The 13,493-nt window shown below is 59.2% G+C and carries 11 protein-coding genes; 3 read left to right on the forward strand and 8 right to left on the reverse strand.

Going from position 1 to position 13,493, the window contains the following annotated elements; genetic code table 11:
- Positions 1–11: 11 nt before the first annotated feature.
- From ACTG2B_RS04560 to ACTG2B_RS04585, 6 genes are all read right to left on the reverse strand, one after another.
- Entirely contained in the window at positions 12–1,937 is a 1,926-nt protein-coding gene (locus ACTG2B_RS04560; protein ID WP_439995267.1) for a HAMP domain-containing methyl-accepting chemotaxis protein, read from the reverse strand.
- 10 nt (positions 1,938–1,947) lie between these two features.
- Positions 1,948–4,158 carry a chemotaxis protein CheA gene (locus tag ACTG2B_RS04565; protein WP_439995268.1) on the reverse strand — a complete coding sequence of 737 codons (2,211 nt, stop codon included), beginning with the start codon at positions 4,156–4,158 and terminating at the stop codon, positions 1,948–1,950.
- Positions 4,159–4,180: 22 nt separating this feature from the next.
- On the reverse strand, positions 4,181–4,507 hold the full coding sequence (locus ACTG2B_RS04570; protein WP_005358513.1) for an STAS domain-containing protein: 327 nt from the start codon (positions 4,505–4,507) through the stop codon (positions 4,181–4,183).
- Positions 4,508–4,520: 13 nt separating this feature from the next.
- Complete coding sequence (locus tag ACTG2B_RS04575) at positions 4,521–4,889, reverse strand: response regulator (RefSeq protein ID WP_005338778.1); 369 nt, start codon at positions 4,887–4,889, stop codon at positions 4,521–4,523.
- A gap of 9 nt (positions 4,890–4,898) precedes the next feature.
- Complete coding sequence (locus ACTG2B_RS04580) at positions 4,899–6,113, reverse strand: methyl-accepting chemotaxis protein (protein ID WP_439995269.1); 1,215 nt, start codon at positions 6,111–6,113, stop codon at positions 4,899–4,901.
- A 254-nt stretch (positions 6,114–6,367) separates the two neighbouring features.
- Positions 6,368–7,456 carry a ketoacyl-ACP synthase III gene (locus tag ACTG2B_RS04585; protein WP_042080660.1) on the reverse strand — a complete coding sequence of 363 codons (1,089 nt, stop codon included), beginning with the start codon at positions 7,454–7,456 and terminating at the stop codon, positions 6,368–6,370.
- A gap of 226 nt (positions 7,457–7,682) precedes the next feature.
- Between ACTG2B_RS04585 and ACTG2B_RS04590 the strand changes: the two genes are divergently transcribed.
- From ACTG2B_RS04590 to ACTG2B_RS04600, 3 genes are all read left to right on the forward strand, one after another.
- The gene (locus ACTG2B_RS04590) at positions 7,683–8,624 is read left to right on the forward strand and encodes a LysR family transcriptional regulator (RefSeq protein ID WP_258720839.1); all 942 of its coding nucleotides are present in this window, start codon (positions 7,683–7,685) and stop codon (positions 8,622–8,624) included.
- A gap of 126 nt (positions 8,625–8,750) precedes the next feature.
- Positions 8,751–9,359: a LysE family translocator gene (locus ACTG2B_RS04595; RefSeq protein ID WP_258720840.1), complete on the forward strand. Its 609-nt coding sequence runs from the start codon at positions 8,751–8,753 to the stop codon at positions 9,357–9,359.
- Positions 9,360–9,456: 97 nt separating this feature from the next.
- Positions 9,457–11,316, forward strand: coding sequence for a peptidase U32 family protein (locus tag ACTG2B_RS04600; protein WP_429202689.1), 1,860 nt, complete (start codon positions 9,457–9,459; stop codon positions 11,314–11,316).
- A gap of 67 nt (positions 11,317–11,383) precedes the next feature.
- Here ACTG2B_RS04600 and ACTG2B_RS04605 read toward each other — a convergent pair whose 3' ends face one another.
- Together ACTG2B_RS04605 and ACTG2B_RS04610 are read right to left on the reverse strand one after the other, a co-directional pair.
- Positions 11,384–11,857: a methylated-DNA--[protein]-cysteine S-methyltransferase gene (locus ACTG2B_RS04605; RefSeq protein WP_021230358.1), complete on the reverse strand. Its 474-nt coding sequence runs from the start codon at positions 11,855–11,857 to the stop codon at positions 11,384–11,386.
- The gene (locus ACTG2B_RS04610) at positions 11,854–13,398 is read right to left on the reverse strand and encodes an AlkA N-terminal domain-containing protein (RefSeq protein WP_439995270.1); all 1,545 of its coding nucleotides are present in this window, start codon (positions 13,396–13,398) and stop codon (positions 11,854–11,856) included. The genes ACTG2B_RS04605 and ACTG2B_RS04610 overlap by 4 nt, the downstream gene beginning before the upstream one ends.
- Positions 13,399–13,493 lie beyond the last annotated feature (95 nt).

A 13,493-nucleotide genomic window follows, 5' to 3' on the forward strand; every position in this document is an offset into this window, starting at 1 on the left:
GTCGCCTCCGGTTAAAAGCGGACAAAATCCGCGTCATCAATGGAATGGGATGATGGTTGATTGGGCTGGCTGGCCCGTTGTGGAGGGGCGATGAAACTGCCTCTGGGAGGCATGCCCTTGTGGCCGGTTTCATGGGGCCTGGTGTTGAGCTGCGCACTTTTCTCCAGAGCAAAAAAGGCCATGGTTTGCTGCAGTTCGCTGGCTTGTGAACTCATCTCTTCGGCCGTGGCAGCCAGCTCCTCGCTGCTGGCTGCATTCTGCTGTGTCACCTGATTAAGCTGGTTCATGGCCAGACTGATCTGGTTGGCTGCACTGGCCTGTTCGCCTGAGGCGGCATTGATCTCTTGTACCAGGTCAGAGGTCTTGCGAATGGAGGGGACGATCCTCTCCAGCAGGTTGCCAGCCCGCTCTGCCTTGCTGACGCTGTCGGAGGAGAGCTCACCAATCTCCTGCGCAGCGATCTGGCTGCGCTCTGCCAGTTTTCTCACCTCGGCAGCAACCACTGCGAAGCCTTTGCCATGCTCTCCGGCGCGAGCCGCCTCGATGGCGGCGTTGAGGGCAAGCAGGTTGGTCTGGTAGGCAATGTCGTCGATGATGCTGACTTTCTTAGCGATTTGCTGCATGGCGGTCACCGTCTGTTGAACGGATTGGCCCCCTTCGGTGGCCTCCAGTACCGAGTTGCTGGCCATGCTGTCGGTGATCTTGGCGTTCTCGGTGTTCTGATTGATGCTGGCGCTCATCTGCTCGATAGAGGCGCTGGTCTCTTCAACGCTGGCCGCTTGCTCGCTGGTGGCTTGGCTCAATGCCTGCGCCGTGTTGCTCACCTGATTGGAGGCATTGGTCAGGTTGTCGGCAGCGTTGCGTACCTCTTCGATGATATTGGTCAGCGCAGTGATGGTCCGGTTGAGGCCGTCTTTGGTCTGGCCGAAAATACCTGGGTAGGGCTCATCGATCCGTTGGGTCAGATCCCCCTTGGAGAGCGCGGTGGCGATGCGCATCACATCTTCCAGGCTGGTATCTGTCACATGGGAGAGGCGATTCAGCAGCTCGGATACCCGCTTGATATATCCTTGACGATCCTCCAGCGCAATCTTGTGGCTGAAGTCGCCCTGTTCGACAGCGGCAGTGACCAGCGTTTCGATATCCGTGATCAAGGCTCCCAGTTTCTTGACCATGTTATCCATCGCCATCAAGAGCTGACCCGCTTCATCGTTGGACTCTATCTGGATCGATACATCCAGATTGCCATCGGCCAGACTATTGGCCACGCGCAGAGCCTGTTCGATGGGGGTGATGATGCTTTTGATCAGCAGGGTGCCAAACCAGGCTGCGAGTGCAATGCCGACCGCGATAACCACCGCCATGGTTAGCAGCATCACGTCATACCAGGATTGCGCTGCGGTATATTCCGACTTGGCCACATTGAGCTGCAGGTTGACCAGCTCGGTGATTTTGTTGCCTATCGGGTCGATGGAGCCATAGAGGGCACCGTCAAAAGTGTTCAGCATGCCAGTAATCATGCCGTGCTGGGTGGCGAGGTATTTCTCCAGCTTGCCAATATCGGTATCGGCCGCGTTGAACAGGGTTGTCGCCTCGGCTGACAAACGCTGTTCATCTGGTGTGAGAGTGGTGGACTGGTAGTGATGCCACTCGTTTTTGATTGTCTGCTGTGCCTGTTGTATCTGTTTCAAAGCCCCTTCTGCCGGGATCAGCCCCGCATTGGCCTTGTTGAGGTTGTCGATGATCGAGACGGCATAGCTGTCGGAGATGGTCTTCAGCTGCTTGAGGGGAACCACCCTGTCGTTGTAAACGCGCTGCAACCCGGTATTGCTGCTCTGCATGTTGTATAACCCGAGGCTGCCAACGGCCAGCAGCAGCAGGCAGAGCATGCAGAGCAGTACGATAAGACGCAATTTGATGGTGGAATTTTTTAACATGATGGTCCCCTCAGTTGATGCTGGATTGAGGCAGGTTGCGCGACACTGTCAACCTGTTGAGCTGACAGGATTCCTGAGTTATTGCGTGCTGGATCAGCGAAGGAATGTCGAGGATCAGGGCGACCTCTCCCCCCCCCAGAATGGTTGAGCCACTGATGCCCTGCAGGCGCTGGAACAATTTTCCCAACGGTTTGATGACGGTCTGGAATTCTCCCAGCAGTTCATCCACCACCAGTCCGGATTTTTTGCCTGCGTGGCTGACCACGACAATGTTCTCGCGCCGCCCCTTGCTGCCATTGGTATCGAAGTAGTGTTGCAGGCGGATAAAGGGCAGCACCTCGCCACGCAAATTGATGTAATTACGACCCTGGGTATCGGCCAGTGCACTCTGGGTCAATTCAACGCACTCGATCACCATATCGAGGGGAATGACGTAGTGGGTATCGCAGACTCGCACCAGGAAGCCGTCGATGATGGCAAGGGTAAGTGGCAGACGGATCTGCACACGGGTTCCTTTTCCCGGGATGCTGTCCAGATCGACCGTGCCGCGCAGGGCAGTGATGTTGCGTTTGACGACATCCATGCCCACCCCGCGACCGGAGAGGTTGGTTATCGCCTCGGCGGTAGAGAACCCCGGCTCGAAGATCAGGTTGTATATCTCCTGATCCGTCAGCGTGGTGGTTGGGCTGATCAGGCCGCGCTCGATGGCTTTTTGCTGGATCCTAGCTTTGTTGAGACCTGCGCCGTCATCCCGAATTTCGATGACGATACTGTTGGAGTCGTGATAGGCATTGAGATTCAGGGTGCCACGGGGGGATTTGCCTGCCAGCAGCCGTTGCTCTGCCGATTCGATGCCATGATCCATCGAGTTTCTGACCAGATGCATCAGCGGATCGCCGATCTTCTCTACCACCGACTTGTCCAGTTCAGTCTCGGCACCGGAGATCACCAGAGTGATATCCTTGTTCAGTTCCTGACTGACATCGCGCACTACCCGCTGGAAGCGGTTGAAGGTATCGCCGATAGGCACCATGCGCAGGCGCAGTGCACTGTCGCGGATCTCTTCCACCAGCATGGCAATGACTGAGGTGGCTTCCTGCAGTTGGCTTTCGCGGGTGCGTTGGGCCAGCAGATTGGCTCCTGAACTGGCGACGACCAGCTCCCCGACCAGATTGATTAGATCGTCCAGCTTGTCGGCATGCACCCTGACGTAACGGCCCTCTTTGCTCTTGCTCTCTTTGGTCTGATTCTGTTTTTTCAGGGCGGCATCGACGACGGCTTCGTTGACGGCACCCTGCGCAATCAGGATTTCTCCGAGTCTGGGCGCTTGCTCTGCCGGGGTCGCTTGTTGTGCCTGCAGACCGCTTGCTAACTCCTCTGCAGTCAGGGCGCCAGTGTTGACCAGCAACTGGCCCAGCATGGCGCTATCTTCCGGTAGCGACTCGATCAGGTTGATGAACTCGGCGATCTTGCTGTGGGGCGGCAAGATGGTGATCTGGCAGTCATCTCTGACAAATTCAAAAACATCGCTGATGGCAGCCTTATCTGCCTGCGAGTCGAAGTCTATCTCGTAGCCGAGGTAGCAATTCTCCGGATCGAACTGTTCCCAATCCGGTAACGCCTGATGGATGGTCTCCACCGAGCATATGGTTCCGAGGGTGCCGAGATAGCGCAGAAATGCGGCCGGATCCATGCCATTACGCAGCACATCGGGGCCAAAACGCAGGGAGATATGCCACAGGGAGGCGGAGCTGGTAATTCCTCCCTCTTTTTCGATCTTGGGTTCCGGCATATGCACAGTATCTGGCAGCGTGGCATGGGGGACGCACTGATGACGGGTGAGAGCGAGCCTTAGCCGTTCATCCTGGTTGGCATCGCCATCGCTTAACGTGCTGCCCTGTTCTGCAACGACACTGATGAGCGTCTGGATGTGGTCACAGCTCTCCAGCAGATCCTTGATCAGAGGAGAGGTGACGGTGAGCTGCTGATTGCGGATCTGGTCTAGCAGATCCTCGACGATATGGGTAAACCCGACGATGGGTTGCAGACCAAACAGGCCAGCCGACCCCTTGATGGTATGAGCTGCACGGAAGATTGCACCAATCAGCTCGCTATTGTCAGGGTCAGATTCCAGTGATAGAAGGGCTGACTCCATCTCTTCAAGCAACTCGCGTGCCTCGGCGATATAGGTTTGTAAAGCCTGATCAAGATCGATGCTCACGGTGACTCCTTGTCATGGTGGCTCAGGGCCGTTCGCCATGGGTGATGAGGGTGGGGTCGCCAAAAAAGGCCGAGAGTTGGCAGAGCTCCAGCAGTTCAAGCACAACATGGCTGTGCCAGACCAGCGCGAGGGAGGAGCCCTGCTGCAGAGCGGTTTTCTTCGCTGCCAGCAGCAATTGCAGCCCTGCGCTGTCTATCTCGGATACCGCTGCCAGATTCAGCTCCAGTTCGTTCCCCTGATGCAATAAGGGTGAGAGGGCATCTTTCAGCTCGCTGACTGTATAAATGGTGATCTCGTCCGGCATGGTCACCACTACCTTGTTGTCGAGTAGCTCACTCTGTAGTTGCATGATGCGCTCCGGATCACGGCATGATGAGCTTGGCGACTGCGGCCAGCATCTGTTCGGGCTGGAAGGGTTTGACCACCCAGGCTTTGGCTCCCGCGGCTTGTCCCTCCTGCTTCTTGCTGTCCTGAGACTCGGTGGTCAGCATGATGACAGGGGTAAATTTGTAGTTGGCCAGCTTTTTGGCCTCTTTGACGAAGGTGATGCCATCCATGTTCGGCATGTTGACGTCACTGATGATCAGGTTGATCTTCTTGCCATCTAGTTTGTTGAGCGCATCTTTGCCGTCAGAGGCTTCCATGACCTCATAACCGGCTCCCTTGAGGGTCATGCCCACGACTTGGCGAATCGTTGCCGAGTCATCCACGATCAGGATCGTTTTGCCCATATCTCTCTCCTAGAAAAATGTGATGTCGGCGCTGCTTGGTTGCGCGTTGACAGAACGGGTGGTGCGACCATGGTGAATATTGCGCTGTTCGTCGGTGGCGTATGAGAGCTCCATCTCTGCTAGCCAGCGATTGGCATCGATCTGGATTGGCCCTGTCGGATTGCTGCTCTGCTCCGAAGCAACCAGATGGCTGGAGAGGCTCTCCATGTTTTGTCTGACGTGGCTGAGGATCTGGCTGACCCTGTCTTGAAATTGCAGCGAGACAATGACGCTGGAGATTTCGCGATGGATATCGGTGCTCTCGTTTTGCAGCAGGGATGCGGATTCCGCCAGGCTGTCAGTGGCATGGCGAAAACGGGCCAGCACCTGTTCGATTGTCTGCTCCGAATTGAGCGCCGAGGCGTGATCCCGTGCGGCAGCATTTTCGGCAATCTGGAAGGCGCGACCGATAGCAGTATTGATGGTATCCACCTTGTCGGTCATCTTCTGGGCGGTTTCGCTGGAGAGGCGGGAGAGGTTACGCACTTCATCAGCGACCACAGCAAAGCCACGGCCTGCTTCCCCTGCACGAGCCGCTTCAATGGCGGCGTTGAGGGCCAGCAGGTTGGTCTGGGAGGCGATTTTGGCCACATCCATGGCCATGGTGTTGAGCTCTATGGTGTAGGTGGTCAGGCTTTTTATCTCACCCAGCATGGCGTCCCGATTGGCCTGGGCGGAGTGCAGGATGGCAACCACTTCATTGAGCTGCTGCTGGCTCTCGCTCAAGACTCCAGCCATGCCACGGGAATTGGCATCACCCAGTTCTCCCGCTGCCAGATGAGAAGCATTGACAGCTTCTTCCAGCTTGTTGGCCAAGCCGCTGAAGCGTTGAGTCAGGTCAATCATCGCGGCTTCGGTTTGTTGACGAGAGCTTTCAATTTGCTGGGACCAGATAGGTAGAGCCTTCTCACACACCTGTTCGAGCCCGATGATGGAGTGGGTGAGAGGATCGGTAGCGACGGTTTGTTCCTCTCCGGCACGATGTCGGAGTGTGTGCTGGTGGAAGTGACTCGATGTCCAGAGCGCGGCGGCAATACCAACCAGCACATTGAGCAGCAGGTAGAGAGGTGACAGCGCATCGGCGAGCTGCAGCAACAGGCAGCTCAGCAGAGCAAGCCCGATGCAGCAAATCCAGCAAACCGGTTCCCAAAGCGGTGTGTTCACGCCACTTTTGTGTTGTGCCATACGTAGCTTATCCCTGTGCAATTATTTGGTAAGAGGTAAAGGCGCAGGACCGAAACAGTCATGGTGCCCCTTGACGCTCTTTTCTTTATTTATAGTTGGCACAATAAGGTTAGCGGAAAAAAATTAATTGGCTGCAAATCGGAGTTGTTTGTATCAGCGATTGCCGTATCAAGCGGCTTGCGAGGTGGGGGGGCAGAGCTAGGTGGGGATGAAAAGGAGAGAAGGAGCCTGAGGATTCAGGCTCCTGATGAGGATCACGCCTCGTTGGCGTGAGCCTTCTGGCAACCTTCCACGGCGTGAGCAATCAGTTCCAGTGCGCTCTGGTCGCACGGGGGCAGTTCGGCATCGCACGCCTTGATGGGGGTGACGCGATCGCCCCACTTGATGATGGCGGCACCCCAAGTCAGGCCGGCACCGAAAGCGGCGGTCAGCAGATAGGAGTTCGGCTTGACGCGGCCCTGCTCCAGCGCTTCGCAAAGGGCGATGGGCACAGTGGCTGCGGAGGTGTTGCCGTAGTTTTCGATGTTGACCATCACCTTCTCCATCGGCGCATTCATCCGTTTGGCGAGGGTCTCGATGATGCGGATATTGGCCTGGTGCGGCACGATCAGGTCGACCTGCTCCGGTGCAATACCGGCCTGCGCCAGCACAGTGCTGGTGGCTTCCCCCATGCCGCGAACGGCGCGTTTGAAGATCTCCGGCCCTTCGAAGTTGAAGGTGAACAGCCCATCGATATCGGCAAAACGCACCCGATCGGTACCGAAGTTTGGTACGTGCAGGATCTCACGCGCTTCGCTGTCACAGCCCAGCTTGTTGGCGATCAGGCCACACTCCTGCTCGCTCGCCTCGATTACTACGGCACCAGCACCATCGCCAAACAGCACGGCGGTATCGCGGCGTGCCCAGTCCAGCAGGTAGGTGAGGCGCTCGGCGCCGATCACCAGCACCTTCTTCATCATGCCAGTCTGCACCAGCGAGGTTGCGACGGAGAGGGAGTAGACGAAACCGGTGCAGGCCGCGTTGAGGTCGAACACGGCGGCATTGACGGCGCCCAGTTTCTTCTGCACGGCAGAGGCGGCACTTGGCAGCAGGTTGTCCGGGGTGGCGGTCGCCAGGATGATGCCATCGAGGTCGCTCGCTTCCAGACCGGCACAAGCCAGCGCGCGGCGACCGGCCAGGGTGGCGAGATCCGAGGTGCTGACATGGGAGATCCGGCGGGCCTTGATGCCGGTGCGCGGATAGATCCACTCGTCTGACGTATCCATGATGGTGCTGAGGTCGTCGTTGGTCAGCACGGAGGGAGGCAGGCATTTGCCCCAGCCGGTGATATTGGCGTATTTCATCTTGTTACCGCTTCTCAAAGTGGATCGCCCGCGGGCGGAAAATCGTGCAATTATGCCGTACGAGACAACCACTGTCATCTTGTGGTCATGGTTATGTGCGGGGGGATCCGCGGTGCCATCTGGTCGCAAAGGGCTGCAACGTGCTGAGCATGGCTGGAAATTTTGCTTAAAACGCGGGACTCCTCTGCCCTAAGATAGGCGTTTTACCACCGATGAGGGTATCTCCTTGCTCAGAGCCAATCTCAACTTGTTGCCGACCCTCAAGGTGCTGCTGGAGACCCGCAATATCAGCCGCGCCGCCGAGCTGCTGCACCTGAGCCAGCCCTCCATCAGCAAGCAGCTTGCCCAGTTGCGCAGCGAGTTTGACGACGAGTTGCTGGTGCGGGAGGGGCAACGCTGGCTGCTGACGCCACGGGCCGAACTGTTGGCCGCCCAGCTGGCGGATTCTCTCGGTGTGCTGGAGCGGCTCTACGAGGCGCCCGGATTTGACCCGAGCCGCTGCGAGCGGGTATTTCGGCTCGCCTCCTCCGATTATGTGGCCCAGCATATCCTGCCCGATATCTGTGCCGCGCTCGCCAAAGAGGCGCCGTTGGCGGCGCTGGAGTACAGCCTGTGGGACAAACGTCAGCTGCCGCAGTTGTGGCAGTCCGAACTGGATCTGGTCTCTACCATCACCGAGCAGGTACCGGAGCAGATCCGCGGTCTGCATCAGGGGGAGGATCGGCTGGCGGTGTTGATGGGACGTCATCACCCGCTGGCAGGCAAGGCGCTGAGTCTCGATGACTATCTCGCCTGGCCTCACCTGCAGGTGAGCGGGGGAGGGGACAAGGACAGTCCGGTTGAGCAGGTGTTGGCGCCGCAGGGACTGAGTCGGCGCTGGTTTGCCAGAGTCCCCTTCTTTCAGGCGGCAGTGGAGGTGTTGCTGCGCACCGATTGCCTGATGACCACCCCGGCCCATATCGCCTGGCAGCTATCCTGTGGCCATGAGCTCACCTTTGTCGATCTGCCATTTGCTACCCGCGACCAGCAGTATCATCTGCTGTGGCATCAGCGCCACCATCAGGATCCGGCTCACCGCTGGTTTCGCGAACTGGCCTACCCCTTCCTGCGGGATCACCTGCAACGTACCGTCGGCGAGAGTCGCAAGCTGCTCGATCTCGGCGGTTAGCCCAGTCAGTTGTGTGGCACTATAGCCATTAGCTATGGAATCTATTCATAACTTTCACTACTGGCATAATGAGTCAGCCCGTACCCTGAGTGCAGGTCATCATATCGAGCACAAAAGAGGAAAAGCATGGAACTGACGAGTTGGTTGGCACTGGCCGCAATCTGCGTGATGGGCGCCATCAGCCCGGGGCCGAGTCTGGCACTGATCATCCGCAACACTGTGCAGGGCGGACAGGGGCATGGTGTCGCCACTGCGCTCGGCCACGGCTTCGGGGTTGGTATCTATGCGCTGGTCACGGCGCTCGGCCTCTCCATTTTGATCACCCAGACCCCGATCCTGTTTGATCTGATCCGCTACGGCGGCGCCGCATTTCTTGCCTGGCTCGGGGTGAAAGCCCTGCTGGCAAAACCAGCCAGCGGCGAAGCGAGGGAAGAGGTGCATCAACTGCGTGGTCGGCAAGGGGCCTTTGAAGGTTTTATGGTGGCCTTCCTTAACCCCCAGCTGGCGGTTTTCTTCATCGCACTGTTCAGCCAGTTTGTGCGGGCCGATACCGGCTGGAGCGAAGGGGGCATCATGATGCTCACCGCTGGCGGGATCGATGCCGTCTGGTACGTGCTGGTGGCGCTGGTACTCTCGCGCGGGCCTGTACTGGCGTGGCTTAAAGCCAAATCCTTTGTGATCGATAAAGTGAGTGGCTTGGTGCTGCTGGGACTGGCACTCAAGGTGGTTATCTAATCCTGCATTTTGCGGATACCTTAAGCGGGATCAAGGCATGCGGGTGGTGAATGGGCTAGAGTAGCGCCCATTTGCTGTCCGCCCTGATCCCGAGACCATGCACCAGAACAAGCACCCGTTAAGCCATAACAACCGGTTGGAGCTGCTGGCTCCGGCCAAGAACCTCGCCTACGGCATCGAAGCCATCAACCATGGCGCCGATGCCGTCTACATGGGCGGCCCTGCCTTTGGCGCCCGCAGCGCTGCGGGCAACTCCATCGAGGATATCGAAGCGCTGGCACGTCACGCCCACCGTTTCGGCGCCCAGGTCTTTGTCGCCTTCAACACCCTGCTGCACGATCATGAGCTGGAGCAGGCCCGGCGCCTGACCCACCAGATCTACGAAGCCGGTGCCGATGCGCTCATCGTGCAGGATATGGGACTGCTGGCGCTGGATTTGCCTCCCATCGCGCTCCATGCCAGTACCCAGACCGACAACCGCACGCCGGAGAAGGTGAAGTTTCTGCAGGATGTGGGTTTCTCTCAGGTGGTGCTGGCGCGCGAACTGTCTCTTGCGCAGATCCGCGAGATCAGCGCGGCGACCAATGTGCAGCTGGAGTTCTTTATCCACGGCGCGCTCTGTGTCTCCTACAGCGGCCAGTGCAATATCAGCCATGCCCGTACCGGCCGCAGTGCCAACCGTGGCGAGTGTGCCCAGCTCTGTCGCTTGCCCTGCTCGCTGCAAAAGCCGGACGGTGAAGTGCTGGTGGCCGACAGCCACCTGCTGTCACTCAAGGATATGGATCAGACAGACAACCTGGAGGCCTTGATCGAGGCGGGGATCCGCTCCTTCAAGATTGAAGGGCGCCTCAAGGGGCTCGACTACGTCAAGAACGTCACCGCCTGGTATCGGCAGAAGCTGGACGCCATTCTGGATAGTCGCTCCGATTTGGTGGCTGCCTCTGCTGGCCGTTGCAACTACAGCTTCACGCCTGACCCCAAGAAGAGCTTCAACCGCGGCAGCACAGACTACTTCCTCCATGGCCGCCAGCAGGGGATCGATTCCACCAAAAGCCCGAAATATGTGGGTGAACCGCTGGGGCGTGTCACCAAGGTGACCCGTGACGGTATCGAGATTGATGGCAGACAGGTCACCCTCAACAACGGCGACGGTCTGGGCTTCTTCAAGCCGAACAACGAGCTGGTGGGGATGCGCCTCAACAAGGTCGAAGGTAAGCAGTTACTCCTGTCAGAACGCATGCCTGGGCTAAAGGTGGGGACTGAAATCTACCGCAACCACGATCAGGCGTTCAGCAAGATGCTGGAGAAGGCGAGCGCGGATCGCCGCATCCGGGTCGATATGGTGCTGGCTGAGTGCGATGAGGGCGTGATTCTCACGCTCACCGACGAGCAGGGCATCAGTGCCGCGGTGACCCTGCCTTGCGACAAACAGCCTGCCGACAACCCGGAGCGGGCGCTGCAACAGGCGCGGGATCAGCTTGGCAAACTCGGCAATACCCTGTTTGTGGCGCGCAAGATTGAGTTGGCATTCACTCACCCGCTATTTATCGCCGCATCACAGCTCAACGGTTTGCGCCGGGATGGTATCGCTGCGCTGGAGGCCGCGCGGGTGGCCAGCTACCAGCGCCCCGAGCGACGCATCGCCCTGCGGGATATCAGCTATCCCCAGCACCGTCTCTCCTACCTTGGCAATGTGCTTAACAGCGCCGCCGAGCAGTTCTTCCGCGAACATGGGGTGGAGCGGATTGCTCCCGCCTATGAGGCGAACAAGGAGGAGCGGGAAGTGGTGCTGATGATCACCAAGCATTGCATCCGCTATAGCCAGAACCTCTGCCCGAACGAGGTGCCAGGTCTCAAGGCAGAGCCGCTGGAGCTCAAGATGGGTAAAGACACCTTCCGCCTGCGTTTTGACTGCAATCGCTGCGAAATGCATGTTATGGGCAGCCTGAAACGCTGATCAATGAGCCCCTTTCTCAGTCCGGAAAGGGGCAATTTTTTATCGCAGGCGCTCTACTCAGACTCCTTTAATTGCCCCTCTCCAGCGCCAGCAGTGCTTTTTTAATCTCCAATCCCCCCGCATAGCCGGTCAGGCTGCCGTTTTGGCCGATCACCCGATGGCAGGGAACGATTATCGAGAGCGGATTGCGGCCATTCGCCGCGCCCACTGCCCGTACCGCATCGGGTTTGCCGATGGCGCGGGCAATATCGCTGTAGCTGCGGGTCTCGCCGTAGGGGATGTCGCACAGCGCTTGCCACACCGCCTGCTGAAAGGCGGTGCCACGGGCGGCAAGGGGCAGGGAGAAGCGCTGCAAGCGACCGGCAAAATAGGCGTCAAATTCGGCGAGGAAGGGGGCCAGTGCTCCGTGATCTTGCTGCCAGCCACTCATATCGGGCAGTGCCCGCAGGCCCGCCACAAAGTCTACGTGCACCAGACCAGATTCATTGATGGCGACCAGCAGCTCGCCGCAGCGGGTCGGCAGGATATCGTAGCGGATCATGGGGTTATCTCCTGTTGTTGGTTATCCGGCTGGTTTTCGTTGCTAGTGGCATGGATCAGAAAATCGGGCGCTGCACTCATGGCATGCCACAGCCAGCTGGCCGCATAGCTGCGCCACGGCTGCCATGCTGCGCTTTGCGCCAACACCTCTTTTACCGGCAGCTTGGTGCCGCCGCCGAGTGCCTTTTGCAGCACCAGATCGGAGGCGGGGAAGGCATCGGTATCCAGCCCGCAACGCAGCCGCCAGTAAGAGACCGTCCAGGGGCCTATACCCGGCAGCGCCAGCAACTGCTCGTCACTGGCTGTCGTGAGGGTCAGCTCGCCACTGGCCAGCGCCTGCGCCACTCCGCGCAGGGTGCGAATACGGCTGCCGGGCATGCCGATACCGTCGAGATCGAGTTCGCACAACTGGGCGGGGGTCGGTAGTTGCGCCACCCCGAATTGCGCCTCGGTACGGGCTACCAGTCGCCCGAGTATGGTGATGGCTCCCTTGACCGACACCTGCTGGCCGACGATGGCGCGCAGCATCACCTCGTATTCGTCCCAGCCACCCGGCAGTCGCACGCCGGGCCAGCGCGCCTGCAAGCGGGCGAGCAGCGGATCCTGACCGAGCAGATCACCGATCCGCTGCATATCTGCATCGAGATCCCACATCCTGCGCACCCGATAGAGCAAATCGGGTAGCGCTGCGAGCGGCAGATCATGGACGGTGAGCTGCAGGCTATGTCCCTTGCCCTGCGCGATGCGTACCAGCGCGACCTGATCGCCGACCCGGTAGCGCCGCTCATACACCTCACCATCCACCCGCTCCAGCCCGGGGATCGCCCGCAGCCGGTAGAACGCCAGCATGGCTGCCACGTCATATGGGGGGCGGTAGGGCAGTTGCTGTGTCAGGGTTGCGCCGCGGGGCTGCGCGCTCATGTGCTCTGGCGCGTCAGCGTGCTGCTCCTGCTGGCGCAGGGAGCGTGGGGCCAGTCCGTAGGCGTTGAGCCAGGCGTCATTGAAGCGGCGGATACTGGCAAAACCGGCGGCAAACGCGATGTCGGTAATGGGCAGCCCGGTTTCAGTCAGCAGCCGTTTCGCGAGCAGCAGGCGGCGCGTCTGCTCCACCTGTTTTGGTGAGGCGCCGAGATATTGCTCGAACTGGCGGCGCAGGGTGCGTTCGCTGATCCCTGCCTCAGTGGCCAGTTTGGCGAGCGTGCCCTCAGCCAGCTCGCCGCGATCGATACGCGCCAGCAGGCGAGCCAGTTCAACCGGCAGATCGCCACGGGCGGCGGGGGCCAGCTCAGGGCGGCAGCGCAGGCAGGGTCGCAGCCCATACTGCTCGGCGGCAGCGGCGCTTTGGAAGTAGCGCACGTTGTGCTCGTGGGGTGGCCGTGCCGGGCAGACAGGCCGGCAGTAGATACCGGTCGAGAGTACGCCGGTAAAGAAGCGGCCATCAAAGCGAGCGTCGCGAGCGAGCCGTGCGGCGTGACACTGCTCACGGCTGAGGGTGTTGATCACCTCATTTTGTGACGACTCTGGGCTGGGCTTTGCATTCATGGTGTGGGCGGCTTTGCTGGAATAGATGGCAAGAGAGTAAGGGGGTTCGGAGGCCGTGACTAGCCAGAAACGGACAGGAATAACAAAAGTTGGCG

The sequence above is a fragment of the Aeromonas sp. 30P genome (genome assembly GCF_051919805.1).
GTDB lineage: Bacteria > Pseudomonadota > Gammaproteobacteria > Enterobacterales > Aeromonadaceae > Aeromonas > Aeromonas veronii.